Annotated in this window: 22 protein-coding genes and 1 pseudogene; 9 read left to right on the forward strand and 14 right to left on the reverse strand. The window is 72.5% G+C overall.

The features are described from left to right. Positions 1 to 342 precede the first annotated feature (342 nt). Together KBX06_RS24225 and KBX06_RS24230 are read left to right on the forward strand one after the other, a co-directional pair. Positions 343 to 1,426 (forward strand): annotated as a pseudogene (locus tag KBX06_RS24225) (transposase). Between the two features lie 349 nt (positions 1,427 to 1,775). Continuing rightward, positions 1,776 to 2,321 carry a hypothetical protein gene (locus KBX06_RS24230; protein WP_210838977.1) on the forward strand — a complete coding sequence of 182 codons (546 nt, stop codon included), beginning with the start codon at positions 1,776 to 1,778 and terminating at the stop codon, positions 2,319 to 2,321. Positions 2,322 to 2,802: 481 nt separating this feature from the next. On the opposite strand, the gene KBX06_RS24235 is transcribed toward KBX06_RS24230, so the two are convergent. The 3 genes from KBX06_RS24235 to KBX06_RS24245 form a co-directional block, all read right to left on the reverse strand. Beyond that, positions 2,803 to 3,309: an O-acetyl-ADP-ribose deacetylase gene (locus KBX06_RS24235; protein ID WP_210838979.1), complete on the reverse strand. Its 507-nt coding sequence runs from the start codon at positions 3,307 to 3,309 to the stop codon at positions 2,803 to 2,805. 12 nt (positions 3,310 to 3,321) lie between these two features. Beyond that, complete coding sequence (locus KBX06_RS24240) at positions 3,322 to 4,680, reverse strand: glycosyltransferase family 2 protein (RefSeq protein WP_210838981.1); 1,359 nt, start codon at positions 4,678 to 4,680, stop codon at positions 3,322 to 3,324. A 203-nt stretch (positions 4,681 to 4,883) separates the two neighbouring features. Next, on the reverse strand, positions 4,884 to 5,438 hold the full coding sequence (locus KBX06_RS24245; protein ID WP_210838983.1) for a M23 family metallopeptidase: 555 nt from the start codon (positions 5,436 to 5,438) through the stop codon (positions 4,884 to 4,886). 262 nt (positions 5,439 to 5,700) lie between these two features. Here KBX06_RS24245 and KBX06_RS24250 point away from each other — a divergent pair, with 262 nt between their 5' ends. After that, on the forward strand, positions 5,701 to 6,390 hold the full coding sequence (locus KBX06_RS24250) for a hypothetical protein (RefSeq protein WP_210838985.1): 690 nt from the start codon (positions 5,701 to 5,703) through the stop codon (positions 6,388 to 6,390). 79 nt (positions 6,391 to 6,469) lie between these two features. On the opposite strand, the gene KBX06_RS28565 is transcribed toward KBX06_RS24250, so the two are convergent. The 4 genes from KBX06_RS28565 to KBX06_RS24270 form a co-directional block, all read right to left on the reverse strand. After that, a complete protein-coding gene (locus KBX06_RS28565; RefSeq protein WP_210838987.1) occupies positions 6,470 to 7,369 on the reverse strand; it encodes a DUF4352 domain-containing protein in 900 nt (299 codons plus the stop codon). Positions 7,370 to 7,516: 147 nt separating this feature from the next. Continuing rightward, positions 7,517 to 8,173 carry a 4'-phosphopantetheinyl transferase gene (locus tag KBX06_RS24260; RefSeq protein ID WP_210838989.1) on the reverse strand — a complete coding sequence of 219 codons (657 nt, stop codon included), beginning with the start codon at positions 8,171 to 8,173 and terminating at the stop codon, positions 7,517 to 7,519. Positions 8,174 to 8,393: 220 nt separating this feature from the next. Continuing rightward, a complete protein-coding gene (locus KBX06_RS24265) occupies positions 8,394 to 9,047 on the reverse strand; it encodes an HNH endonuclease family protein (RefSeq protein WP_210838991.1) in 654 nt (217 codons plus the stop codon). 527 nt (positions 9,048 to 9,574) lie between these two features. Continuing rightward, entirely contained in the window at positions 9,575 to 11,290 is a 1,716-nt protein-coding gene (locus tag KBX06_RS24270; protein WP_210838993.1) for a dolichyl-phosphate-mannose--protein mannosyltransferase, read from the reverse strand. A 66-nt stretch (positions 11,291 to 11,356) separates the two neighbouring features. On the opposite strand from KBX06_RS24270, the gene rsmI reads away from it, so the two are divergent. Further along, positions 11,357 to 12,223, forward strand: a complete 867-nt coding sequence (gene rsmI, locus KBX06_RS24275; RefSeq protein ID WP_247686593.1) for a 16S rRNA (cytidine(1402)-2'-O)-methyltransferase — start codon at positions 11,357 to 11,359, stop codon at positions 12,221 to 12,223. Between the two features lie 61 nt (positions 12,224 to 12,284). Here rsmI and KBX06_RS24280 read toward each other — a convergent pair whose 3' ends face one another. The 4 genes from KBX06_RS24280 to KBX06_RS28570 form a co-directional block, all read right to left on the reverse strand. Beyond that, positions 12,285 to 12,533, reverse strand: coding sequence for a hypothetical protein (locus KBX06_RS24280; protein WP_210838997.1), 249 nt, complete (start codon positions 12,531 to 12,533; stop codon positions 12,285 to 12,287). A gap of 220 nt (positions 12,534 to 12,753) precedes the next feature. Then, on the reverse strand, positions 12,754 to 13,158 hold the full coding sequence (locus KBX06_RS24285) for a hypothetical protein (RefSeq protein ID WP_210838999.1): 405 nt from the start codon (positions 13,156 to 13,158) through the stop codon (positions 12,754 to 12,756). Between the two features lie 95 nt (positions 13,159 to 13,253). Further along, a complete protein-coding gene (locus tag KBX06_RS24290; protein ID WP_210839001.1) occupies positions 13,254 to 13,955 on the reverse strand; it encodes a hypothetical protein in 702 nt (233 codons plus the stop codon). 162 nt (positions 13,956 to 14,117) lie between these two features. After that, the gene (locus KBX06_RS28570; protein WP_210839003.1) at positions 14,118 to 16,634 is read right to left on the reverse strand and encodes a LuxR C-terminal-related transcriptional regulator; all 2,517 of its coding nucleotides are present in this window, start codon (positions 16,632 to 16,634) and stop codon (positions 14,118 to 14,120) included. Positions 16,635 to 17,269: 635 nt separating this feature from the next. On the opposite strand from KBX06_RS28570, the gene KBX06_RS24300 reads away from it, so the two are divergent. After that, the gene (locus tag KBX06_RS24300) at positions 17,270 to 17,491 is read left to right on the forward strand and encodes a hypothetical protein (RefSeq protein ID WP_210839005.1); all 222 of its coding nucleotides are present in this window, start codon (positions 17,270 to 17,272) and stop codon (positions 17,489 to 17,491) included. A 65-nt stretch (positions 17,492 to 17,556) separates the two neighbouring features. Here the strand turns inward: KBX06_RS24300 and KBX06_RS24305 are convergent, their stop codons facing one another. Beyond that, positions 17,557 to 18,594 (reverse strand): hypothetical protein, encoded by a 1,038-nt coding sequence (locus tag KBX06_RS24305; RefSeq protein WP_247686594.1) that lies wholly within the window; start codon positions 18,592 to 18,594, stop codon positions 17,557 to 17,559. A 149-nt stretch (positions 18,595 to 18,743) separates the two neighbouring features. Between KBX06_RS24305 and metG the strand changes: the two genes are divergently transcribed. Further along, entirely contained in the window at positions 18,744 to 20,546 is a 1,803-nt protein-coding gene (gene metG / locus KBX06_RS24310) for a methionine--tRNA ligase (protein ID WP_210839007.1), read from the forward strand. A gap of 97 nt (positions 20,547 to 20,643) precedes the next feature. On the opposite strand, the gene KBX06_RS24315 is transcribed toward metG, so the two are convergent. Together KBX06_RS24315 and KBX06_RS24320 are read right to left on the reverse strand one after the other, a co-directional pair. Beyond that, complete coding sequence (locus KBX06_RS24315; protein ID WP_210839008.1) at positions 20,644 to 21,495, reverse strand: alpha/beta fold hydrolase; 852 nt, start codon at positions 21,493 to 21,495, stop codon at positions 20,644 to 20,646. 90 nt (positions 21,496 to 21,585) lie between these two features. Then, the gene (locus KBX06_RS24320; RefSeq protein WP_210839011.1) at positions 21,586 to 22,818 is read right to left on the reverse strand and encodes a hypothetical protein; all 1,233 of its coding nucleotides are present in this window, start codon (positions 22,816 to 22,818) and stop codon (positions 21,586 to 21,588) included. 82 nt (positions 22,819 to 22,900) lie between these two features. Here KBX06_RS24320 and KBX06_RS24325 point away from each other — a divergent pair, with 82 nt between their 5' ends. The 3 genes from KBX06_RS24325 to KBX06_RS24335 all read left to right on the forward strand — a co-directional run bounded on the left by KBX06_RS24325 (position 22,901) and on the right by KBX06_RS24335 (position 25,745). After that, a complete protein-coding gene (locus KBX06_RS24325) occupies positions 22,901 to 23,827 on the forward strand; it encodes a TatD family hydrolase (protein ID WP_210839013.1) in 927 nt (308 codons plus the stop codon). Between the two features lie 81 nt (positions 23,828 to 23,908). Next, positions 23,909 to 24,778, forward strand: a complete 870-nt coding sequence (rsmA, locus tag KBX06_RS24330; RefSeq protein ID WP_210839015.1) for a 16S rRNA (adenine(1518)-N(6)/adenine(1519)-N(6))-dimethyltransferase RsmA — start codon at positions 23,909 to 23,911, stop codon at positions 24,776 to 24,778. A gap of 10 nt (positions 24,779 to 24,788) precedes the next feature. Then, entirely contained in the window at positions 24,789 to 25,745 is a 957-nt protein-coding gene (locus KBX06_RS24335; RefSeq protein WP_210839016.1) for a 4-(cytidine 5'-diphospho)-2-C-methyl-D-erythritol kinase, read from the forward strand. Positions 25,746 to 25,809: the final 64 nt, after the last annotated feature.

A 25,809-nucleotide genomic window follows, 5' to 3' on the forward strand; every position in this document is an offset into this window, starting at 1 on the left:
CCGGCGTGCCCGTGGACCATCCGACCGGGGCCCCTTCTTGCGACTCATGACCCCATCCTGGGCCGTGACCACGCCAACAGCAGTATTCAACGTTTCTCGATCCTGAACTCGCCCTGTTCGGCGGACTTGCTATGAACCGCTGGCCTCAACTCACCCTGACACACAGGGGTCCGCCATTCCTTGTAGGCGGGGCTGCGCATCCAGCGGGACAGGGCTGCCTCAGCCTCGATCCACCGATGAAGATCGGCCAGGCAGGACCCCGGATATAGAAAGTGCCCTCTGAACTGGAAGGATAGGAGTTCTTCAGGCTTCTATCACTCGGTTCGAGAGGGCACCTCGCAGGTGAGATTACGCTATGACGCGCCGGTGACGGCCGTGACGTTCGACGACGCGAATCTGGTGTCTTGCGCCGGCCTGGTGCCGGTGATGCGTCTGGCCGAGCAGGCCGGTCTGCATGACGCGGTCGCCGGGCGGGTGAGCCTGCCGACGGACAAGGGCGCGAATCCGGCGGGCAAGGTCGCCACGATCGTGGCCGGGATGCTCGCGGGCGCGGACAGCATCGATGACCTCGACGTGGCTCGGCACGGCGGGATGCGGTCACTGTTCAGTAGCGTGTACGCCCCGTCGACGCTGGGGTCGTTCCTGCGGACCTTCACCCACGGGCACGTGCGGCAGTTGCAGGCCGCCGCCCGCGACACCCTGATCGGAGATCGTGGTGCGGGCCGACTCGGCGTTCTACGCCAAGACGGTCATCAGCACCTGCCGACGCCACCAGGTGCGGTTCTCGGTCACCACCCGCATCGACACCAAGATCCGCGCCGCCTGCGACAGCATCGGCGATGACCAGTGGATCGACATCCGGTATCCGCAGGCCGTCTGGGACGACGACGAGCGGCGGTGGATCTCCGACGCGCAGATCGTCGAGACCACCTACACCGCGTTCGCCGGCACCCGGCATCAGGTGACCGCCCGGCTGATCGTGCGCCGCATCCGCCGCGACGACCCGACTCGAACCCCCGGCCAGGAAGAACTCCTGTCCGCCTACCGATATCACGCGGTGTTCACCGACAGCCCGTTCACCCTCGTGCAGGCCGAAGCCCAGCACCGGCAACACGCCGTCATCGAGCAGATCAACGCCGACCTGATCGCCGGCCCGCTCGCGCACCTACCCTCCGGCCGGTTCAACGCCAACGCCGCCTGGCTGACCTGCGCCGGCATCGCCCACAATCTCACCCGGACCGTCGGTCACCTCGCCGCCAGCGCCTGGACAACAGCCCGAACCACCACGATCCGGACCCGAATCGTCAACGTCGCCGCCCGCCTCGCGCACCGGGCCCGCACCATCCACCTGCACCTACCCGAGCACTGGCCCTGGCAGGCCGCGTTCGACAACCTGTTCACCGCCGTCCGTACCGCACCCGGCTGACCACCGCATACCGACCGGAACCAGGCGGCCCGACCACAGGCCACGAACCCCGCCCCACCCCAGCACAACCCTGCCCGGAGCAAGCCGATCACGTAATCGGCGAATCCACCCCGCCCCGAAACCACATCGAACCAAATCTATTCAACAGCGATCAACACGAACCGCATCGGTGGATCGAGGCTGAGCAGGCCGCCGAAAGGGGTAGGGGTTTAGAGAGGTAGAAGATGGCCCTGGCCCCGCTCCACGGTGTGTGGGTCGGCGGCAGACGGGACGGCGTTAGCGCGGAGTATGTTGCGTGCCTGACGTCAGGGTCAAGTCGGTGCGAGCCCTGCGCTCATACAATTCGGCCATGACCGCCCTGGCCCTGCTGGTGTGTCTGGCAGCGTGGCTCGCCTTGATCTACGCGCTGATGTCAAAGGGAGGATTTGCGAGCGGAGTGAGGCAAACCGGCCGTTATCTCCTAGTGGGCGTGCTGGTCATTGCCCTCGGGGCGCTATCTGTGCTCGGCATCTGGCAGTCGTTCGGCGAACTTCGTCCGTCGTGGCAGGCTGCGACGGGACACGGCACCGAGGGCACGTTCATGCCTGAGCGGATGCACGTCATCGGGCGAGGCGGCGATCGCCAGTGGCGGGGCACATTTGTAAGCACGGATCAGACGATCATCCGTCCCGACGTGGCGCTTGATAGCCCGCCTGATCGGATCCAAATTGGCTTGGCCGTACCTGCGCGCGATACGGGAGCGCAAAGGGCTGTCTATGGTGAGGGGATACCCCTCGCGGCAGTACGCAACCTGGCCACGCTGGCGCTGATCACGCTCGGATGGGGGTTGACCGGCTGGTTGCTGGTGGCAAGGCTGCGCCGCCAACCCCGATCGCCGAGTGCCCCGGGTGACTAACTAGGTGACGACGGATGAGAGCAAGGATCAAGGGTGGACGCGGTGGACGGTGGTGGACTGTCTCGGCGGGTCAACGGGCATGTCGGCCAGTTCCTTGACCGCTGACCGTTCTTTCGGGACGAAGGGATTCGGCCTCGCCAGCGGGCCGTTTTCTTGATCAAGTTCGGTGTTCAGTCAAGATCATCGGGCACAGATTCGGCACAACTGAGCCCGAAAAGCCGTGTAAGACGTCGAGAAGCGCTGAGGACTCCAGCCCTGTTCAGGAGCCAGATCTGCCCGATTCTGGATGATCTTTACCCAGCCCAAGGCATTAGGGGTTCGAATCCCCTCAACTCCACCCATCCTGAAGGCCGTTTCCGCTTGTCGGAGACGGCCTTTCTCAGCCTTCGCAGCGGTCACCGAACAGGTCGACCGGACTGACCCGTCAGCGGTCCTGCCCGACGTCGGAGTCGAGGCGAGACGTCTGGCATGCTTGCCCGGCTCAGTCGGCCGACGCGGCTGCTGCCAGGAGCCGGTACGTGGCCTCGTCGAAGGCGACCAGGCGGACGTGTCCGACGGCGGTGGGTGTCGCCCTGATGGTCGTGACCGCGATCGTCGCCGCCTGGTCGGACGGGTATCCGTAGACGCCGGTGCCGATGGCGGGGAAGGCGACGCTGCGAGCGCCGATCTCGTCGGCGACCTGGAGACTGCGCCGGTAGCACGACGCCAGGACGTCCGACTCGCCGTGACCGCCGCCCTGCCACACCGGACCGACCGTGTGGATGACGTGGCGTACGGGCGGGTCGAGGTCGAACGCGGGGGTGGCGACGGCCTCGCCCGGGTCGCACGGCGCCAGGGCGGCGCCCGCCTGCGCCAGCCGCGGTCCCGCCGCCCGGTGGATGGCCCCGTCGACGCCGCCGCCGCCGAGCAGCGACTCGTTCGCCGCGTTGACGACGGCGTCGACGTCCTCGCGGGTGATGTCACCACGTACCACTTCGATCAGAGGCATGGCTCGATGATGTCATCGCCGGTGCGGGCGGGCGCGCGCTGCCGGAGTCAGGGACCGCAGGGTCAGCACGTCACCGAGCCCGTCGACGTGGGTCAGGTCGGTGGCGAACGCGTCGCTCAGGGCGCTGCGCAGGTAGTCCAGCACCGCCGGCCCGGGGGTCAGCGGCACCGGTCCGGCTTCGCCGGTCGAGACCAGGTGCACCTCGCGGGCGAGTCGTCCGGAGGTGTTGACGAACCGGCACAGGTCGTCCCAGCGCAGATACCGCCAGAAGTCGACGCTGACCACCGCGTCGAGGCTGCCCGCCGGGATGGGCGGGTCCATGCCGACCAGGTGGTAGTTCCTGGGACCGGGCGGGGCGGCGTAGTCGAAGGTCAGCGCGCCGGGCGGCAGGTCGACCTGCTCGCTGCCGGTGCCCACCCACAGCACGCGGGGGCCGGGCAGCCGGTCGGCGAGCCGGTCGAACGCCGGCCCGATGCGGCACGTCGAGCGGTGTGCGCAGTCGGTGGCCGCGGCGCGGTAGTAGACGATGCGCTCCAGCGAGTCGTACACGTCGAGGAGACCGTAGAACTCCCACTCGATCACGTGGTACTGCCCCGTGAGCAGGCTCCGGTTGGCCGCGAAGTCGGCGAAGTTGCGGTCCGTGTTGCGGTGGTGCGGGAGGTGGAAGGCGCGGGCCTCGTCGTCGTAGGCGAAGTTCGACCCGGTGACGCCGAGGTGCCGGTGCACCCGGTAGAACAGCTCGATGTCCTCCAGGCCCCAGCGCAGCCCGGAGCGTTCGTCGAACCCGCCGGTGCGGTCGAACAGTTCGCGGGCGAGCGAGATGTTGTGGGTGTAGGCCAGCGCCCAGCCCGCCAGGAGCCACTCCTGCCCCGGCGGCTCGCCGTGCGGGAAGCGCAGGTCCCCGGAGCGCTCCGCGCGGCGGCGGGGGACGGCGGTCATCTCCCGGCCGTCGAGGACGGCGTCGACGTGTTCCAGGCTCAGCTCGTCGCGCCGGCCCATCAGCACGGCGGGCCGGCCGGCGACCGCGTGATGGGCCAGGTGGCGTTCCAGCAACTGCGGGGAGGCGTACGAGTCGGCGTCGAGGAACAGCAGCAGCGGCGCCCGGGTGTGCCGGACCGCCTCGTTGCGGGCTGCGGAACGTCCCCGCCGCCGGGGGAACTCCAGCAGGCGGAGGTCGAGGCCGGCGGCTGCCTCGACGGCGTCGGCGTACCCGGCGGGGGAACCGCCGTCGCGGACCACGACCACCTCGAAGCGCTCGGGGCTCACCGTCTGCCGGGTCAGCGACCGCAGCGTCAGCGACAGGCACTGCGCGTCCTGGTAGGTGGGTATGACCACGCTCAACTCGACCGGGTCGTCCGTCCGTACCGTCATCCGACTTACCTCCGTCATTTGGTGGTGCCCGGTGGACCGGGGTGCCGGCACGCGCCGGCACCCCGTCCGCGATGCCTCCGGCGCCGGACCGGCCGCTGCGGAGACGCCGCGCCGGGAGCGCTTCCATCAGGTCATGGGATTATCGATCACGGGATGGTAGCGATGCATGGTTCCCATCGGCGCGGCTGGCAAGTGAGCCCGGATCAGGCGTAGTAGTTCACGCTGACCGGCCAGGTGCCGGTGTACGGCGTCCAGCCCTGGAGGGTGGCGGGGATACCCACCCGGGTGTTGCAGTTGATGACCTGGAAGTGCAGGTGCGGGCCGGTGGACGCGCCGGTGTTGCCCGACCAGCCGATGACGCGGCCCTGCGGCACCCACGTGCCGGCGTTGTAGATCGCCCGGTTCAGGTGCGCGTAGTGGGTGCACTGGCCGTTCGAGTGCCGGATGATCACCTCGATGCCGTTCTGCCAGTACGGCGACCAGTTCGACATGATGATGGTGCCCGCCTGCGAGGCGGAGACCTCGTAGTTCGCCGGCAGCCCGAAGTCCCAGGCGTACTCGTTGTAGGGGCCCACGTGCGAGTAGGTGCCCTCCGGCCCCTGGGTGACCCGGTAGGACTCGCCCGCCGGGTACGGCAGCTCGTAGTAGTAGTTCGCGGCGGAGGCAGGGCTGGCCCCGACGACCGCGGCCCCGGCAACCATCAGCAGGGCGCTCACGGTCGCGCCGATCCGGCGTAGCACCGTCGTCACTCTGTTCATTCTGGACTCTTCCTGGTACGTCAGCAGAAATCAGCCTCGTCGTGGTTGACGGTGCCGTGGGGAGCTAAACAGCGCACCAGATGTGGATCAATGAATACCTGGACGACTGGGGTGCGATCAGTGGGTCGACAGGGGTCACGACGACACGGGGTGACGACCGTGAGGCGTGGCGTCGGAAGAACCCCGCAACGGAGGCCGGCATCCGGGTCCGCGACCGTCCCGAGGCCCGGCGGACGTGTGGCCGGTCACTACGCTGCCGCCCGTGGAGCGGATGGGGAGCGTGTTCTGGATGGGCGGCTGCGCGGCCGTCGCCGTCCTCCTCGGTGCGGGCCTCGTCGCGCTGGTCGTGGCGGCCCACCGGCGGGAACGGGAGCGGCGGGAGGACTGGCGGCAGTGGGCCGCCCGGCACGGCTGGACCTTCACCGAGCGGCCCGAGATCACCTGGACCGACCGGGTGCCGGGCCGCAGCCGCCGGGGCGTGCGGTTCGCGCTGACCGGGACGCCGCACGGCCGCCCCGTCTGCGTGGCCGAGTACGCGTACACCGAGTCGTACACCTCGACCGGCGCCGACGGCAACCAGACGACCAACTCGCAGACCCACACGTACGTCGTCGGTTCGGTGTGGCTGCGGCGGCCGTTCCCGGCGCTCGCGGTCGGACCGCGCCACACGTTCTCGAAACTGGGCCGCGCGCTGTTCGGCAGCGACACCTATGCCACCGGGCACGAGGAGTTCGACCGGCAGTGGCGGGTGGCCGCGGCGGTGCCGGGGCAGCAGGCGCTGGTCGGGCCGACCCTGATCGCCGCGCACCTGGCGGGGGCGGTGCCGGCCTGGAGCGTGCGGGGGGCGGAGCTGATCACCTACCGGCGCGGCCGGCTGGAGGACCCCGCCCTGTTGCCGTCGCTGCTGACCCCGCTGCTCACGGTCGCCGACCTGCTGGAGCAGGGCCGCTGACGACGGCCCGCCGGCGGACGGCCGGGAAGAGCGCGGGAGGCCGGCCCCGAGGGGACCGGCCTCCCGTCACGGGTGCGGATCACGGCCGCCAGGAGCCCGCGGTCTCGAACCTGTGCTGGTATTCCAGCGTGCCGTTCTTGTCGGCCACGTCGAACACCACCGTGCCCGCCCGCTTGCTGCCCGCGCGCAGGTTGTTGCCGGAGTCCAACGTGTCGCCGCAGCCGGAGAGCACGCCCGCCAGGCCGTTGGCCGTGGTGCCGTTGGCGGCCACCCACTTGAAGTAGAACGGGTTGATGGAGCTCTTGCCCTTGGTCACCGTCGCGGTGACGTGGGCGATCAGGTACATGCCCTTGTCCGGCGCGGGGGCGTACGTCCGGCATCCCTTGGTCTCCGTGGTGAACCGGGTGACCGTGATCTCCATGGTCCCCTCGTCGTCGGAGACCACCAGGGTGGCGCCGGGCCTGAGGTTGAAGGTCTCGCCGTCCTTCGCCGACGGGGACGGGCCGTCCGGTGCCGGGTCCGTGATTCCCGGAGTGGGCAGGGCCCTCTTCAGGTCGTCCGCCGCCCTGTTGGCGCCGACCATGAGCGCGACGACGCCGCCGACGCAGCAGAGCAGGGCCAGCACGGCCACCACGGCCACGACGATCAGGACGGTCTTGTTCTTCTTCGGCGGGGCGACCGGATACGGCGCACCGGGCGGGTAACCGGGCGCGCCGGGCGGCGGGTAGCCGGGCGGCGGGTAGCCGGGCGCACCAGGCGGCGGGTAGCCGGGCGGCGGGTAGCCGGGCGTGCCGGACACCGGCGGGTACGGCGTGCCCGAGGTCGGCTGGTGCGGGGCGGCCCACGGGTCGCCGGTCGGCGGCTGCGGCGGGTGGCCGCCCTGCTCCGCGGGGAACTGCGGGGCCGGCGGGTACGGCTGCTGCTCCGGGTTCGGTTGGTTCGGATCCTGAGGCCCGTAAGGGGGCGGGGGGTGACTCACCGTACTCCTAGGCACACCTGACGACGACGGCAAACGCGGCTGACGCTACCGTGCGCGGACGACGGACCATCTTCGCCTCCGCGGCAGCGCCGCGCTGTCCCCGGTTCGGAATCCGCGCCCGGGTCGACCGGTGCCCCTTCGTACGGGTCAACCGGGCAGCAGCACGGCGGCGGTGCGGACCAGGGCCTCGTCGACGCTGAAGCGGCCCGTGACCAGCGCGGGCGGATCGGGCACCGGGGCGGCGTCGCGCCGCGCCGGCGAGATGCGGGCGGTGAACGTGCCGGCGTCCGGGTCGAGCTCCACGAGGGCGTCGCGGAAGTCGAGCCACGTGCCGACGAGCGGGTGCCACACCTTGTAGACCGTCTCCTTGACGCTGAACACCACCGCCGGCCAGGAGGTCCCCGCCGGCAGGCGGGCGCACCGGTCCTCCTCCTCCGGCAGGCAGATCAGCCGGCGTACGCCCGCGTTGAGCTCGCGGTGCCCCTCGGCGTCGATGCCGACCGACCGGATCTCGCCGGCGCGGGCCGCGACGGCCGCGCAGTAGCCCTCGGTGTGGGTGATCGCGCCGACCACGCCGGCCGGCCAGACCGGCGACCGGTCGGCGGCCGACGGCACCGCGACCGGGGGCACGCCGAGGGCGGCCATCGCCCGGCGGGCGCAGGCCCGCCCGGCGGTGAAGTCGCGGCGGCGGCTCTCCACCGCGCGTTCGCCCAGGCAGGCCCGCTCGGCCGGCAGCAGCTCGGCCGTCCAGTCCGACGCGCCGGCCACGGCAACCGCCACGGCCGGCGGCAGCAGGTCACGCATCGCCGCCTCCTGACGGGTACGCCCGCACGCTCGCCCGCCCGGCGTCGTGCGGCGGCAGGTGTCGACCCGGCCGCCGGGCCGGCGCCCGGTCCACGGTCGGCGTCGCGAGGGCCATGGTCGGTGAACGTACCGGACCGCTGACACCGGAGCGTCCCGCGGCGCTGACAGGGCGTCGCCGACGGTCGGCGGCCATCCACTGCCGGCCGCTCCCGGCGCCCGGTCAGTACGCGTGCGTCACCGTGATCGTGATGTTCGTGCAGGAACTGGCCCGGCTGGTCAGGGCGCTCTTCTCGGCGCTGTCGACGCTCAGCCGCCAGCGGGTCTTCACCGCCACCCACTCGCCGACGTACCGGCACTTCTCGTTGGTCGGCTGCCAGGTCGCCGGGTCCTGGTCGCCCTTGGCCTGGTTGACGTTGTCGGTCACCGCGACCAGCGACCGGACGTCGCCGAGGTCGTTGGCGAACGCCTGCCGCCGCGACGTGCTCCAGTTGCGGGCGCCCGAGTCCCACGCCTCGGCCAGCGGAACCATGTGGTCGATGTCCAGGTCGGACGGGTTGGTCCAGTAGGCCCCGTCGTAGTAGGAGCGCCAGCGTCCGCCGGTGAGCTGGCACCCGGAGCCCACGGTGGGGCGGGTGGTGGCCTCGGCGATGAGCACCTCGTACCGGGTGTTGCAGCCGTCGGAGTCCGCGTCGGTCCAGTGCGGGAACAGGCTGCGGGAGTAGCCGGTGCGGTTCTCGGTGGCCACCGGCAGGTCGGCGACGAGGGTGCGCAGCGGCACCGAGACGGTGGCCGCCCGGGCGGGGGCGGACAGGCCGAGGGTGGCGGCGGTGACGGTGGCCAGCAGGCCGCCGGCCCAGCGGAGGGTACGGGTCATCGCGAACTCCGTCCGATCGATCGGGGACTGGCCGACAGTGCAACCGGCCGGGGTGCCGACAGGCCGGACCCGAGATGACCGGAGAACCAACTCGATCGATACGTTACGGGAACTCGCTGCTGCTGGGAATCCCGTCAGCGGCGAGTGGTGGCAGACTTCGGGCCCGCAGTCGAAGCCGATCCGTACCGTTTGCGCAGGATGACGGACCGTAGATGTCGGATGTAGACCATCCGTTCGGAGTCGCGTAGGTCGGAAATCTGACCGAAGTCGACCCGTTGTGCCAGTGGTACGGGGTGGTTAAGCTCTTGATGCGCGCCCCAATCGCCCGCTTCCCCCGTGGCAGGCGATCGGGGCGCGCTTATACGTCGAACGGGCCCGCACGCCGCCGCGTGCGGGCCCGTTCTCCGCGCGCCCGCCGCGCCGGCTGGGTGGCTGCGGTGCGTGCTCCCGGGCCGGGCGGCGATGTCCAGCCAGGCCACGGCCGACCGCCGCCGGTGGGCGGGACGGGGCGGGTGCCCTGCCGTCCGTCAGATCCAGCGGCCGTCCAGCCACATCCGCGCCGACCACTCCGCGTACGGCAGCAGCGTCCCGACGAAGATCGGATAGAAGTACGCGAAGCAGAGCGCGACCAGCAGGACGTACGCTCCGGCGATCACCCCGCCGACGAGCCTGCGGTCGCGAACCTCGGCCGACTCCTCGCCCGTGCGGGCGGAACCGGCGTCGCCCGGCTGGGTGGAGGCGGCTCCCGGTGGGCCGGCCGGTGTCACGATCGCGCCGAGCACGTAGGTCACCGCCAGCACCAGGAACGGCACGATCGGCGCGGTGTAGAAGGAGAACATCGTCCGGCCGTCGAGCGCGAACCAGAACCAGGGCAGCAGGCCGGCCGCCACGACGAGCAGGATCGCCCACGCCCGCCAGTCCCGCCGGGCCAGGCCCAGCCAGGCCAGTGCCACCAGGGCGGGCAGGAACGACCACCAGAGCAGGGGAGTGCCGAGCAGCAGGACCTCGGAGGCGCAGCTCGGCGCCCCGCAGGTCCCTTCGCCGGACCAGTGGAAGGCGACCGGCCGGCCGAGCAGCAGCCACTGCCACGGCCACGACTGGTACTTGTGCGAATCGTCGAGCCCGGTGTGGAAGCCGTACGCGGCCTTGTGGTATTCGATCAGGTTGTTCAGCGCCCCGAACACGGGGGCGTCACTCAGCGGGGCGTTGGGGTACCGCTCGGCGAGCCGGTAGTAGCCCTCGTCGCCGAGCAGCCAGCCGGACCAGGTGGCGACGTAGGTGAGCACCATCAGCACCCCGGCCAGCACCAGCCACGGCACCTCGTCGAGAAGCGTGTCGCGCCACGGCCGGCGTACGCCGGCGGAGCGGCGGACGCCGACCTCCCACAGGATCACCAGCAGCGCGAAGACCGGCAGGAAGTAGAGCGCGCTCCATTTCACCGCGCAGGCGCCGCCGAACAGGACCCCGGCGGCGAGCCGCCACCACGGCCAGTTCCGCCAGCCGCCCGCCGGCCGACCGGCCCGCCCCGGCCGGCCCGGGTCCAGGCCGGCCTCCAACGCCCGGTCCCACCGGCGGCGCCGCGCGTCCCGGTCGAGCACCAGGGCGCCGAACGTGGCCAGCACGAAGAAGAGCAGGAAGATGTCGAGCAGGGCGGTGCGCGACAGCACCAGGTGGAAGCCGTCCAGCGCGAGCAGCAGGCCGGCGGCGCAGCCGAGCACGGTCGAGCGGAACATCCGCCGGCCGATGCGGACCAGCAGCAGCACCGACAGGGTGCCGACGACCGCCGCCGAGACCCGCCAGCCGAACTCGGGTGCGGTCGTCACCAGCTGCCCCGGCACGGAGATGCCGTGCTCGGCGTCGGAGTAGCCGAAGGCCCACTCGCCGAGCCCGATCAGCCACTTGCCGAGCGGCGGATGGACCACGTAGGACGGGCCACCGTCCTTGTAGTTCCACTCGACGCCCTTGTCGACCAGCCCCCAGGCGTCCCGCGCGTAGTAGATCTCGTCGAACATCTTGCCCGGCGGTCTGCTCAGGCCGACGAAGCGCAGGATCGCCGCGATCGCGACGATCACGCCCGTGGCCACCCAGGAACGCCCGTCCAGCCCGGCCTCGACCGTGGCCAGCCGCCGCCGGACCACGCCGGGAACTCCGCCGGTCGCTGTCGACGGCCCCTGGGATGGGCCACCATCCGTGGGATCCGGCTCCGCCTGGCCCGCGCTCTGTGCTGTCGACGCACTCGTCACCCGGCGATCGTAGGCTGCGAAGGTGCCCGGTGGCGCCCGTCGTCTCCGATACTGGTGACACCGTCGATGAAGGAGCTGCATCTCGTGGGTGAAATGTCCGAAAGCGGGCGCCTGGTCCTGCTCGGCGCACCGCTCGGCAACCCCGCCGACGCCTCCGCCCGGTTCCGGGAGGTGCTCGCCGCCGCGGACGTGGTGGCCGCCGAGGACACCCGCCGGCTCAACCGGCTGGCCCGGGACCTCGACGTCACCGTCGGCGGCCGGATCGTCTCCTACTTCGAGGGCAACGAGGAACGGCGTACCCCCGAGCTGGTCGACGTGCTGGCCGCCGGCTACGTGGTGGCCCTGGTCACCGACGGCGGCATGCCGAGCGTCTCCGACCCGGGCTACCGGCTGGTCACCGCCGCCCTGGACGCCGGCGTGCCGGTCACCGCCGCGCCCGGCCCGAGCGCGGTCACCACCGCCCTGGCCCTGTCGGGCCTGCCCTGCGACCGGTTCTGCTTCGAGGGATTCCTGCCGCGCACCGGCGGTGCCCGCCGGTCCCGGCTGCGGGCCCTCGCCGCCGAGGAACGGACGCTGGTCTTCTTCGAGGCGCCGCACCGCATCGCCGCCGCACTGGCCGACCTGGCCGCCACGTTCGGCGCCGACCGGCCCGCCGCGCTCTGCCGCGAACTGACCAAGACGTACGAGGAGGTCGTCCGCCGCCCGCTCGGCGAGCTGGCCGACTGGGCGACCGAGGGGGAGCCGCGCGGCGAGATCACCCTCGTCGTCGCCGGCGCGCCCGATTCGGCCCCCGAGCGGCCCGACGACGACACGCTGCGGGCCGCCGTCGCCGCCCGCGAGGCCGCCGGGCTGTCCCGCCGGGACGCGATCACCGAGGTCGCCACCGAGTACGCGCTGCGCCGCCGCGACGTCTACACCGTCGTGCACGCCTGACGGGCGGGTGCCGACACGGGGGTCGGCACCCGGCGAGGTGCCTGCCGACGTGGCGAGGTGGTCAGCGCGTGAGGACCGTGTACGACACCGTGCCGTCCGCGTCCTGGCGATTGATGAAGATGTCGTACTTGTCGCTGCGGTAGCCGCGGTTGTCGGGCTTCGAGCGGGCCTGCGTACGCTGCGTGAACCCCTTCGCCTTCACCAACGCGCCGGCCTCGTCGGCCACCTTGTCCAGCGGCGTCTGCGGGGTCAGGACCACGTTCCAGCCCCTGCCCGGAATCACATCCGCCGAGACGAGGGTGCCCGCCACGAGGGGGACCTCGTCGACGGGGTAGCTCGCCGGCAGCTCAACACCGCGGCCGTTGACCTCAGCGGTGTCGCCACCGCTCGCGGGAGCGGTGTCCCCGCTGCTCGCGGAGGTAGCCGGTGCTTTCCCGGCACCGTCACCGGCGCCAGCGGAGTCACACCCGGTCACCAGGAGGACCAGCGCGACGCCTCCCGCACAAGCCATCCGTCGCCGCGCCCCACGCTCAGACATCGCAGACCTCCACGTGGCCGTCGGCATACTCGATCTCGACCACGGAGTCGGGCGGCAACGTCACCGAGCTCGCAGCCAGCTCCACCGACGTGCACTCGGTGGACAGGAACTGCGTGAAATTGTCGTTGATCTTCACGCGGAGTTTCGAGCCGTCCACGCCGTAGGTCGTGCCCTCGCCGAGTGCGGTCTTGATCGCGAAGCCGAGTTTGTCGAGGTCGGATTTGATCTCCGGGGTCGCACCCGGGGCCGACGACCCGGACGGTGCCGACTCCGACGTCGAGGACGTGCTTCCGGCGCGGGCGTCAGCGGGCGGTGAGTCGTCACCGCAGGCTGTCAGGAGCAGCGTGGCGACGGCTGCCAGGCCGCAGCCGGCCAGCCATCGAGGCGAGGTTCTCATTATGTGCCTTCCAGTACGGGCGATGTCGAGGTCAGGGGTCGATCGGGGATCGGGGTGCCGGCGGGGCGGCGAACGCCGTGAGGGCCGGCTGACGGTCAGCCGAGGCGCGTGAGGACGATCTTCACGGCGGACGGTTCATCCGCCGGGACCGCGACGAAGCCGTCGGCATCGCACTTCGTGGTCAGCGTCTGCGACCACGGGGTCCCGCTGACGGGCAAGGCGTTGGTCGGAAGCTGCTGGCCGTCCATGGAGATCTCGTTGTCGGCCGCGAGGCGTCCCCCCGCGCCGGTCTTCAGAACGAGTTGGCCCGACTTCGCCGTCCAGGTGCCGGACTCGGTGCCGTCGAAGCCCAGGACCCAACGCATGTCGCCACCGGGGCTGCTTCCGGTCGAGATGGTGCGGCTGTCGTCCGCGGTCAGCGTGTAGGTCCGGTCGGCGTTCAGTTCGAAGGTCACCTTTCCGGAGTCCTCGACCTTGACCGACGAGAGGTCCTTCTTCAGGAGCGTGGTGATGCCGGCGGTCCACGCGTCACGGTCCAGGACGAACGTCCCGACCAGACAGCCCTGGAGCCGCCGTTCCGGATCGGTCGCGTCCTCCCAACCCGGTCGACGGGCGTCGTCCACGGCAGCGGCGGAGGCGGATGGCGCCTGGGTGGCGGGGGCGGCGGATGGCGCCTGAGTAGCGGGGGAGCCAGCCGTCGGCGTCCCTGCTGACTCTGCGTCGTCGCACGCGGCCATCGCCAGGATGAGGCTGAAGGCTGCGGAGGTGCGGAGAATACGGGCGGCGGTGAGGCGCATGCTGTGTCACTTCCCTGTCGGCCACGGATCGGGGCGCGAGAACCGGGTAGGCGACCGGGAGGACGGTGCGAGCCTGCGGCTGTCGGCCGTGGCCATGAAAGCGCAGAATGGCCCGCCGTGCGATGAGTAGCTTCTACCTAGTGACGCGCCAGCGGGACGCGGTCACTGCACGGAGTTTTCGCCGAGCACCTCGTCGGCGAGGCCGTCCCGTCCGGCAATGCCGAGCTTGCGATAGATCCGGGCGAGATGGTTCTCGACGGTCCGTACCGAAAGACCCAGCTCTGCCCCGATCTCCCGGCTGCGTTCCCGCCGGGCGGCCCGGCGGGCGATGTCGAGCTCGCGGGGTGACAAGGCGCCACCATCGCGCGCGGGCGGCCAGACCGTACCGCAGCGGGTGGTGAGCAGGATCGCTCGCGACCTCCACTTCTGCGCTGTCACCAGGTCGCCGGCTCGGCTGTGCATCCGGGCTGTCAGGTGCGCCGCATGGGCGGCCCGCCCGATGAAGCCCAACCCGTCCAATTCGTCGACGCTGAGAGCGAGCCCGGCCGCGGCACCCCCGAGAACTGCTTCGACGCGGCGGGCAAGCACAGCCGCAAGTGGCGACAGCCCTCCCTGATCGATGACGGCGCGGGCGCGGGCGTCCGACGGATCGAGCATGAATGCCTCGTCCAGGGCCATCAACGCGAGGTGCAGGTGGGCATGCGCGAGCGCGGTGCGACCAGCATCCGACAGCAGGTCGGCGGCCTCGTCACGCCGGTGGGACCGAAGCGCCCGCTCAGCCCGGGTGCGGGCCACGTGCAGGGCGACCTTGACGTCAGCCGTGTGCAGGTCGGTGATGTCCTCGATCAGGTCCTCGGCCGCTCCGAGCCGGCCCCGACGGGCGTTGACGGCTGCCATCAGCGCGACAGCAGCTGACTGAAGGCCAGTGAAGTCCCGCCAGGCGAGATGCCGGGTCGCGCGTCTGGCCAACGCCTCCGCCTGGGTCAGGTCCCCCCGGTGCAGGGCCAGTTCTGCCGCGGCGAACTCCCACATGCCCAACGACGGGTCGGCTTCCCGTGCCGCCCGGTCCCGGTGGTACGACGCAAGGGCCTCCGCCTCGGCGACCCGACCGTCGAACGCGACACTCAGATACTCCGACAACGTCAGGAGAGCAGGGGTGGAGCTGGGCACCTCATCGATCTCGGCCACCAGGGCCCGACCGGCGTCCACGTACGCGAGCACCTCCGACGCCGGCCGGCCGAGACTCGCCAGCATGGCACCGATCACGGCCTCGTTGAGGCGGACGCGAGGATCGTCCGACGTCGGGGAGACCTCGACACCGGGGGACTGCTCACCCGCCATGAGGCGCCACTTGACGAGATCGGTCTCGAGCACCCGCCCCACGACGGGGTCGCTGATCGTGGAGAGGACCGCCGTGACCTGACGTACGGCGCGCTGCGGGTCGCCACCGCGTACGGCCAGGGCGAGCCCCCACTCCCGTCCGATGCGTACCCGCAGGGAGTCGCTCACCGCGGCGAGATCGATCTCGCGCAGGAACTCTTCCGCCGTGGCTATCTCACCCTCCGCCGCAGCGACCGCGCCCCGCAACAGGCGCTCGCGCGGAGACGACGTGCCAAGGGCGTCCAGGAACTCCCTGACCTCCTGGCTCCTGGCGCCAGCCAACGCGACGTCGGCTGCCGCCAGGAGGAGATGGTCACCGACCGGACGCCCCGCCCGCACCGCCATCAGCGTCGACGTACCGGTCCAGGCCGGCCATTCACCCAGGGCATCGGCCAACTGGCCCAGTCGCTCGGCGCGCTCCGACGTCGACCACCGCGACCGCAGCGCCAAGCCCACCAGCGACCTGGTCTGGCGGATCGACGTGCCCTCGACAGCGGCCAGGCCCGCCGCCACCAGGTCGGCGACCACCGGGCCGGCGAACAGGCCGGCAGGGAGTTCGGGTGCCAGGGCGAGGCGCTCCAACGCGGCGTACGCCTCCGGGCTCACGCCGCGGGTCGCCTCCTCGGCACGTCGACGCAGCGCTGGTGTCGCCACGAGGTCGCCCAACTCGGTGCCGCCGGGACCGCGGCCCAGGACGCCTGCGGCAGCCACCTGTTCGACGACCGTCGACAGATGCCCCTCGGCGAGGGACACCAACATCGCCGCCGACCGTGCGGTGAGTTCGTCGCCGACCAGTTCCGCTGCCACTCGCAGAACATCGTCGGAGCCCAGCGGAGCAAGATCTACCCGCCCCCATCGCCCGTGGGTCACCTCGTCGAGCACCGACTTCGGCAGCTCATCGGGACAGGCCACCGCGACCGCCACCAGAGTCCCCGCCCTCGCCAGTTGCCCGAGCAGCACCGCCGATGCGCGATCCAGGGCGTCAGCGTCGTCGACCAGGACGATCGTCCCCCGCGCCCGAATCCGAACGGGAAGGTTCGTGTAGATCGCCAAGGGCGCGGCACCGGCGATCCCATGGTCGGCGATGACCTCGGCAAAGGCGACCAGGGGCACCTCAGCGACCGCATCGGCCCCGCGCACCAGCACCACCGACCGCCCGCTGTCGGTCATCTCGCCACGGAGCTGCTCAAGCACAGCGGTGCGCCCAGACCCCGCTTCGCCCGTCAGGAGCACCGAACGCCCCGACGACAGCTCCGAACGCATCACCGTGACGGCGTCGATCTGCGCTTGGAGGTCCACCACGCGGAGCGTAGTCCGCCCGCTCACTTCGCCTGTCTGCGCTGGTCCCGGGGATCGGCGGACGCGGGCTTGGGATGCTCGTCGTCAGACCGACCAGTGCAGGGGTGACGCGGTGGCCGTCGTCATACCCGCGCCACGCCCAACGCCTTTGGCCAGGTGACGGTGACTATTACGGTCTGTTTGACCAACCGTGACTGACCGCGCCGGCCGTCGACGGTCTGGCGGTGTGGTGTCCCTCGTCTCGATACCACACAGGTATCTTTATGCCGCTCAGGTATCAGTGTTCCGGCGGCAAAGGTTCACGTCTCAGCGGCGGTTGGCCCGCGAGACCAGGTACCAGACCAAGCCGCCGATGAGCGCGGCGGACGCAACGAGACAGCACAGCGTGGCGATGTGCCACGGCTTGATCGCACCCATGCCGGCACGATACCGGCGCCGCCGGCTGCCGGATGCCCCGAGAAGCCCACGCTGCTGAACGCGTTCCGCCGTTTTGGTACGCCATCTGCCCCGCCACCGGCCCGCCCGGTCGTGCCGGGGCCGATCGGTCCCTTCGTCCCGCCGTACCGGGGGCCGGGGCGCGTGAACAACGCCGCTCCCGCCTCGCGCTGGCTCGACCGCTGGGACGTGGGCCGCCGATGAGCGCACGGAAGCCGCCTCCCGAGCGGAAGCTGAAGGCCGGCGAAGTCGTCCACCTGACCCCCGCCGCGTCCCCGCAGTTCACGAAGCCGATCTTCGTCCGCCTGATCCGCGAGATCCCCGAGCGGCACCCGCCGTACGGCTGGCTGTGGTTCGAGGGCTATTCGACGCGCCCGGCGCCGCCGTGGCGAAGCCTGCACTGGGCGACGCCCGTCCTCTGACAGGGGTGAGGTGGCCCGCCGGCCGGTATACCCGGGGGCGCACCCGGCGGCACCACCCCCGGACCTCACCAGGCGGCGACGAGGAAGCCGGCGGTGATCGCCAGCGGGCCACCCAGGGCGACGGCCACCGCCCAGCGGCGGGCGCGGGGATCGGCGATTCGGGTCGACCCCGTCCACCGCGCGATCCCGGCGGCGCAGCCCAGCACCACCAGCAGGCCGAGCAGCCAGCGCAGGTGCGCGGCCGGGCCGGTGTCCGCGTACGCGGTGCCGCCGTCCGGGCCGGTCATCCGGGCCGGCAGCGTCGTGCCGGTCGCGGTGCGCTCGGCGGCCACCCCGCTCACCCGTACGCCGTGCGCGGTCCACGTCTCGTCGGCGGGGGCGAAGTTGCCCCTGCAACGCTGCGTCAGCCCGCCCCCGGTGCAGTCGGCGATCACCACCGTCCCCCGCGTGGCGTGCCCCACCGCCAGCCAGAACGGACCGGCGCTGACCCAGGCGAAGAACGCCGCGACCAGGCTCAACGCCAGCAGTGCGGCCAGCCCCGGCAGCGGATCGGGCGGACGCGGGGTGCGCCGGGCCCGCCGCCGCGCGGCGGCGTCCCGCGTCGACCGCTGCCGCTCGTGGGGCGGCTCGTCCCGGATCGGCGTGCCGTCCCAGTGCACCAGCTCGATCGGTAACCAGTACGCGCCGTCGCCGTCGGGTGCGTCCCCGCCGTCCGGCGTACGCCCGCCGTCGTCCCGGTCGCGCGCGGGTCGACCGCCCTCGCCGTCCGGCGTACGCCCGCCGTCGTCGCGGCCCGGCGCACCGTCGGCGGGGGAACGCCCCCGGCGGGGCCAGCGGTTCGGCTGCCGGACGGGGACCCGGCGCGGCAGGGCGTCCAGCGGCGCCCCGGTCGTGGGCTCCACCTCGACGGCGGGTGCCGGGGACGGCGGCGCCGCCACCGGTCCGTCGGCCTCGGCGGGCGGCTGCGGCGGTGCGACGGCCGGGACCACCCGGGGGTGCGGCGCGAGGGTGCCGCGCGGAGCACCCGCCCCGCCGCCGTCCCCCGGGCCGGAAGGCCGGTCGTCGTGATCACGGGCCGCTCGTCTGCCAGTCACGGCGTCCATTGCACCCCGCCATCCGGACCGGGGTCGGCAGCTCAGGCCGCGTGTCGGCGACAAATCGGGCGGACGGCGGGCCCGATCCGGTCGGGCCACCGGCCCATCGGCCCTATTGGTTCGCGGTCGTCCGGAGCGGGTCACTAGGCTTGCTGGTCATGAGTCACGTTCTCGCGGCGGTCGCCTGGCCGTACGCCAACGGCCCGCGCCACATCGGCCACGTCTCCGGTTTCGGCGTTCCCTCCGACGTCTTCAGCCGGTACATGCGGATGGCCGGGCACGACGTGCTCATGGTCTCGGGCACCGACGAGCACGGCACCCCCATCCAGGTGCAGGCGGACGCCGACGGGGTCACCCCGCGCGAGCTGGCCGACCGCTACAACCGGGTGATCGTGGAGGACCTGCACGGCCTCGGGCTCTCCTACGACCTGTTCACCCGCACCACCACCCGCAACCACTACGCGGTGGTGCAGGAGCTGTTCGAGGGGATGCACCGCAACGGCTACATCGTCCCGAAGACCACCATGGGGGCGATCTCCCCGTCCACCGGCCGGACGCTGCCCGACCGCTACATCGAGGGCACCTGCCCGATCTGCGGCTACGACAGCGCCCGCGGCGACCAGTGCGACAACTGCGGCAACCAGCTCGACCCGGTCGACCTGATCGACCCGAAGTCGCGGATCAACGGCGAGACCCCGAAGTTCGTCGAGACCGAGCACTTCTTCCTCGACCTGCCCGCCCTGGCGGACGTGCTGCGGCAGTGGCTCGACACCCGCGAGGGCTGGCGGCCCAACGTGCTGCGCTTCTCGAAGAACCTGCTCGACGACCTCCAGCCCCGGGCCATCACCCGCGACCTGGAGTGGGGCGTGCCGATCCCGCTCGACGGCTGGCGGGACCGCCCCGACAAGCGGATCTACGTCTGGTTCGACGCGGTGATCGGCTACCTGTCCGCCTCGATCGAGTGGGCCCGCCGCTCCGGCGACCCGGAGGCCTGGCGCAGGTGGTGGTCCGCCGACGGAGTCGGCGGTGACGCCGGCGGCTACTACTTCATGGGCAAGGACAACATCGTCTTCCACTCGGTGATCTGGCCGGCGCTGCTCTCCGGCTACTCCGGCGAGGGCAGCCGCGACGGCGAGCCGGGCCGGCTCGGCCGGCTCAACCTGCCCACCGAGGTGGTCTCCAGCGAATACCTGACCATGGAGGGGAAGAAGTTCTCCTCGTCGCGCCGGGTCGTCATCTACGTCCGCGACTTCCTGGAGCGCTACGACGCCGACGCGCTGCGCTACTTCATCGCCGCCGCCGGCCCGGAGAGCAACGACACCGACTTCACCTGGGCCGAGTTCCTCCGCCGCAACAACGACGAGCTGGTCGCCGGCTGGGGCAACCTGGTCAACCGGTCCGTCTCCATGGCGGCCAAGAACTTCGGCGCGATCCCGCCCGTCGACCCGGCCGGCCTCACCGAGGCCGACGAGGCGCTGCTCGCCGTCGCCCGGGCCGGCTTCGCCACCGTCGGTGACCTGATCGCCCGGCACCGGCAGAAGCAGGCCATCGGCGAGGCGATGCGGGTGGTCGCCGAGGCCAACCGGTACCTCTCCGAGCAGGCGCCGTGGAAACTCAAGGGCGAGGACGACAAGCCGCGGATGGGCACCATCCTGCACGTCGCCCTCCAGGTGGTCAGCGACGCCAACACGCTGCTCACCCCGTTCCTGCCGCACTCCGCGCAGAAGGTGCACGAGCTGCTCGGCGGCACCGGCGTACACGCCCCGATGCCGGTGATCGAGGAGGTCGAGGACCTCGACGGCGGGCCCGCCTACCCGGTGCTCACCGGCGACTACCGCGTCGGCGCGCGCTGGGAGTCCGTACCGCTTCAGGCCGGCCGGCCGCTGGCCGCGCCCAAGCCGGTCTTCCGCAAGCTCGACCCGTCGATCGTCGACGAGGAACTGGCCCGCCTGGCCGGCTGACGGCCGCCCCCGCGCCGACGGGCGCGACCCCCTCGGGGGCCGCGCCCGTCGCCGTCGTAGGCCGGCCAGCCACACCGGACCCGGTGCCGGTGGCGCGTCAGGCCCGGGCCATCGCCGGTGCGCCGATGAAATCCATGATGCTGCGGTTCACCTCGGCCGCGTTCGTCCACGGGATGCCGTGCGGGGCGCCCTTCAGGGTGACCAGCTGGCTGCCGGGCAGCATCGGCTGGAGCCGCTGACCGGTCTTCGGGTACGGCAGCACCGCGTCGGCGTCACCCTGCACGATCAGCACCGGCACGTCGATGCGGGACACGTCGCCCCGGAAGTCGGTCTGCCAGGCGTCCACGCAGTCGTGGGTGCCCTTCGCCGAGGCCCGCGCGCCGATCTCCCAGTGCGCCCGGAACGCCTCCTCGCTGACCAGCCTGCCCTTGTTCTCTCCGTAGTTGAAGAACGCCTCGCAGAAGGTGGTGAGATAGGCGAACCGGTCGTCGACGATGGCCTGCTGGAAGCCCTGGAAGAGGCTCTTCTCGACTCCCTCCGGGTTGTCCGAGGTCCTCAACAGGAACGGCGCGAGGGGGGCCAGCAGCACCGCCCGGTCCACCCGCTGCGAGCCGTACACGCCCAGGTAACGGGTCACCTCGCCGGTGCCCATCGAGTGCCCCACCAGGATCGCGTCGCGCAGGTCCAGCTCCGTCATCAGCACGTCGAGGTCGGCGGCGAAGGTGTCGTAGTCGTACCCGGACGCCGGCTGGGCGGAGCTGCCGAACCCCCGCCGGTCGTACGTGATCGTCCGGTATCCGGCGGCCAGCAGCGGCCCGGTCTGCTTCTCCCAGCTCGCCCCGTTGAACGGGAAGCCGTGGATCAGCACGATCGGCTGACCGGAGCCGTGGTCCTCGTAGTACAGGTCGACGGGGGCGGAGTTCTCCGTCCCCACGGTGATGAAGGGCATGCGCGTCTCCTGGTCACGTGACGGTCGGGACGCCGGCGGGTTCCCGCCCTGCCCGCGGTTATGCCGCCGCACGCGCCCGCCGGGCCCCGGTCACGGCGGGTACGGCAGGTCCACCACCCGGTCGTCGGTGACCTCCGCGGCGGGCGCCCACGTCTCGTAGACGCCCCGCTCCTGGCACTGCGCCCCCGTCTCCGCCACCGCGTCCGGGCCCGGCCGACGCAGGCGCAGGCGCAGCCACCCGGACTCCTCCCGCAGCACCAGGCAGGGCACGCCCCGCCAGTCGACCAACCGCAGCCGGCGGGCCGCCGACTCCACCGGGTAACGGGCGGCCCGGGTCATCGCCAGCACCCGGAACCCGCCCGGCAGGTCGGCCACCGCCTCGTACTCGCCGCCGGCGTAGCCGCCGACCAGCCGGGTCGAGCGGGGCGCCTCGCCGGTCGGCACGTACTCCTGGTCGGGGGAGAGCCCCGGCACCGCCGCCAGCAGGTGCCGCCACTGCGGGCCCACCATCCGCAGCCAGCCGCGCTGCTCGGCCTGGTAGCTGTAGAGCACCACCTCCACGCCGTCGGCCGGGTAGGCGAGCAGGGTGGCGTTCGCCGGCATCGGCAGGTCCGCGAAGTCCCGGGTGACGAACTCCGGCACGAGCTGGGCGCTGCTCGGCACGAAGCCGGTGCCGAGCACCGCCCCGCCCAGCCGGTCCCGGGGGGCGAGCGCGGTCAGCCCCCGGTGCGCCTCGCCGACCGGCACGTCGTAGTCGGCCGGGTCGGCCGCCCGCCAACGCAGCGCGTACGTCACGTCCGCGCCGTCGTGACCACCCGTGCCGTCGGTGCGCAGCACGGCCGTCGCCGCCGGCGTACGCAGGTGCGCCACGTCGTGCTCCCGGTAGCAGAAGCCGTGCGGCAGCCACCCGCGCACGTATCCGGCGAGCTGCCGCGCGGAGAGCACCTTGACCATCCGGGTGCCCCGCCGCAGCACCGCCGAGGCGCGCACCGCCGCCAGCGTCGGGTCACCGGCCGCCGCCGGCTGCTGGCTGAGCTGCTGCACGTACGACCAGCCCAGATCCCGGTGCAGCGGCACCAGCAGGGGGGACTCCGCCTCCTCGATCGGCACCGCCGTCGGGTGCACGACGGCGACCTCGGTGGCGTGCGCGTACCTGCGCCACGGCAGCGCGGCGCCGGGCCGGGGCGCCCACTCGAAGCCGGGCGCCTCCTCGGCGCTGAACAGCTCGTACGCCGCGCCGCGGGCGATCTCCTCCGCCGGGTACACCACGCCCCCGTACGTCACGCGCGGGCCGTCTGCGCTGCTCTGTGGGGTGACGGTCACCCCGACGACGCTAGGCGCGAGATGTGCCCTCGGGGTGAACGGCCGATGGCGTCCCCGGAACGCGGGCCACCCGCGGTGTGTGATGCTGGCCGCGATGAGCGAGCCCACCGAAACCCGCAAGCAGCGCGCCGCCCGCCGGGCCGGGGAGTTCCCGCCCGTACCCGAGCCGCTGCCCCGCCCCGTGCCGGACAGCCACACCCACCTCGACATCACCGTCAGCGAGGCCGGCACGCCCCCGCCGCCGCGCGCGGACGGGGACCGGGGCGCCGGGCCCACCGGGGACCCGGTCGCCGCGGCCGTCGCCGTCGCCGCGTCGGTGGGCGTCGACCGGCTGGTGCAGGTCGGCGTGGACGTCGCCTCCTCCCGCTGGGGGGCCGACGTCGCCGACACCCAGCCGGCCGTGCTGGCCACCGTGGCGCTGCACCCCAACGAGGCGCCCCGCCTGCCCGACCTGGACGAGGCGCTGCGCGAGATCGAGGCGCTCGCCGCCCGGGACCGGGTGCGCGGGATCGGCGAGACCGGCATGGACTTCTTCCGCACCGGCGAGGAGGGCCGCGCCGTGCAGGAGGAGAGCTTCCGGGCGCACATCGCCATCGCCAAGCGGTACGGCAAGGCGCTCGTCGTGCACGACCGGGACGCGCACGCCGACGTGCTGCGGATCCTCGACGACGAGGGCGCACCGGACACCGTGGTGCTGCACTGCTTCTCCGGCGACGCCGACTTCGCCCGCGAGTGCGTCCGCCGGGGCTACCTGCTCAGCTTCGCCGGCACGGTCACCTTCGGCAGCGCCGCCGCGCTGCGGGAGGCCGCCGCGCTGACCCCGGTCGAGCAGCTCCTGGTCGAGACCGACGCGCCCTACCTGACCCCGATGCCGCACCGGGGCCGGCCGAACGCCTCGTACCTGATCCCGCTGACCGTACGGTCGTTGGCCGAGACGACCGGCACGGACCTGGACCGGCTCTGCGCCGCCCTCTCCGCCACCGGCGACCGCGTCTTCGGCCCGTGGTGAAAGGAAGGGCCCCTTCCTAACGCATAGCGTTAGGAAGGGGCCCTTCCTTTCACGCAAGGCGGCCGGCATAGGCTACGGGGCGTGACCGGTCTCCTCGGCCCGGCGGAGATCCGGGAACTGGCCGCCCGGCTGGGCGTCACCCCCACCAAGAGGCTCGGCCAGAACTTCGTGCACGACCCGAACACCGTCCGGCGCATCGTCGCCGCCGCCGGGCTGAGCCCGGACGACGTGGCGCTGGAGGTCGGCCCCGGCCTCGGTTCGCTCACCCTCGCCCTGCTTCCCGCCGCCGCGCACGTGCACGCCGTGGAGCTGGACCGGACGCTGGCCGGCGCGCTGCCGGAGACCGCCGCCCGGCACGCCGGGCCCGACGCCGCGCGGCTGAGCGTGCACCACGCCGACGCGCTGCGCGTCCGCGCCGCCGAGCTGGCCGACCCGGCGCCGACCGCGCTGGTGGCGAACCTGCCCTACAACGTGGCCGTGCCGGTGGTGCTGCACCTGCTCGCCGAGCTGCCCAGCCTGCGGCACGGGCTGGTGATGGTGCAGAAGGAGGTCGCCGACCGGCTCGTCGCCGGCCCCGGCTCCAAGGTGTACGGCGTACCGTCGGTCAAGCTCGCCTGGTACGCCGCGTCCCGCGCCGCCGGGAAGGTCCCGCCGAACGTCTTCTGGCCGGTGCCGAACGTCGACTCCGGGCTGGTCGCCTTCGCCCGCCGCGAACCGCCCCGCGCCGACGTACCCCGGGAACGGGTCTTTGCCGTGGTGGACGCGGCCTTCGCGCAGCGCCGCAAGACCCTGCGCGCGGCGCTGGCCGGCTGGGCCGGCGGCGCGGACCGGGCCGCCGCCGCGCTCACCGCAGCCGGCGTCGACCCCGGCGCACGCGGTGAGTCGCTCACCGTCGAGCAGTTCGCCGCCATCGCCGCGTCGGCTCCGGCCGCCCCACCCGCCGCGCAGTAGGCTGACGCCCGTGACCGAGGCCTGGGGACCGGACGACGAGGACGAGCAGCGGCGGCGCGGAGCGAGCGGGCCGGTGCGGGTCCGGGTGCCCGCCAAGGTCAACCTGCACCTCGGGGTGGGACCGTTGCGTCGCGACGGCTACCACGAGCTGAACACCGTCTACCACGCCATCTCCATCCACGACGAGCTGACCGCCCGTCGGGGCGACACGCTCACCCTCACCATGGAGGGCGAGGGCGCCGGCGAGCTGGCCCTGGACGACACCAACCTGGTCATCCGGGCGGCCCACGCCCTCGCCGGCTACGCCGGGGTGCCGCCGCACGCCCGGCTGCACCTGCGCAAGCAGATCCCGCTGGCTGGCGGGCTGGCCGGCGGCAGCGCCGACGCGGCCGCCGCGCTGGTTGCCTGCGACGCGCTCTGGGGGACCGGGCTGTCCCGCGACGAGCTGGCCGGCATCGCCGCCGACCTGGGCTCCGACGTGCCGTTCCTGATCCACGGCGGCACCGCGCTCGGCACCGGCCGGGGGGAGACGGTCAGCCCCGTGCTGGCCCGCCCCACCACCTGGCACTGGGTGGTGGCCGTCGCCGACGGCGGCCTCTCCACCCCGGCCGCCTACCGGGAACTGGACCGGCTCCGCGCCGCCGGCGCCGCCGGCGAGCCGCTGGGCAGCACCGACGCGCTCTTCGCCGCGCTGCGCCAGCGCGACCCCCGGGTGCTCGCCGCGACCCTCGGCAACGACCTGCAATCCGCCGCCCTGACGATGCGCCCGTCGCTGGCGGAGACGCTGAAGGCCGGCGAGGCGGCCGGCGCGCTGGCCGGCATCGTCTCCGGCTCGGGACCGACCTGTGTCTTCCTCGCGGCGGACGCCGCCGACGCCGAGCGCGTCGCCGCGGAGCTGACCACCGCCGACGTGTGCCGCGAGGCGCGTACCGCCCACGGCCCGGTCCCCGGCGCGCGCATCGCCTGACCGGCCCGATTCTCCCCGCGCCCGACCCGGCCTCCCCGGGGGCCGCCGGCCCAGGGTTCGCGGG

Origin of the sequence: Micromonospora sp. C31 (genome assembly GCF_018070575.1) — a bacterium.
In the GTDB taxonomy this organism is placed as follows: domain Bacteria; phylum Actinomycetota; class Actinomycetes; order Mycobacteriales; family Micromonosporaceae; genus Micromonospora.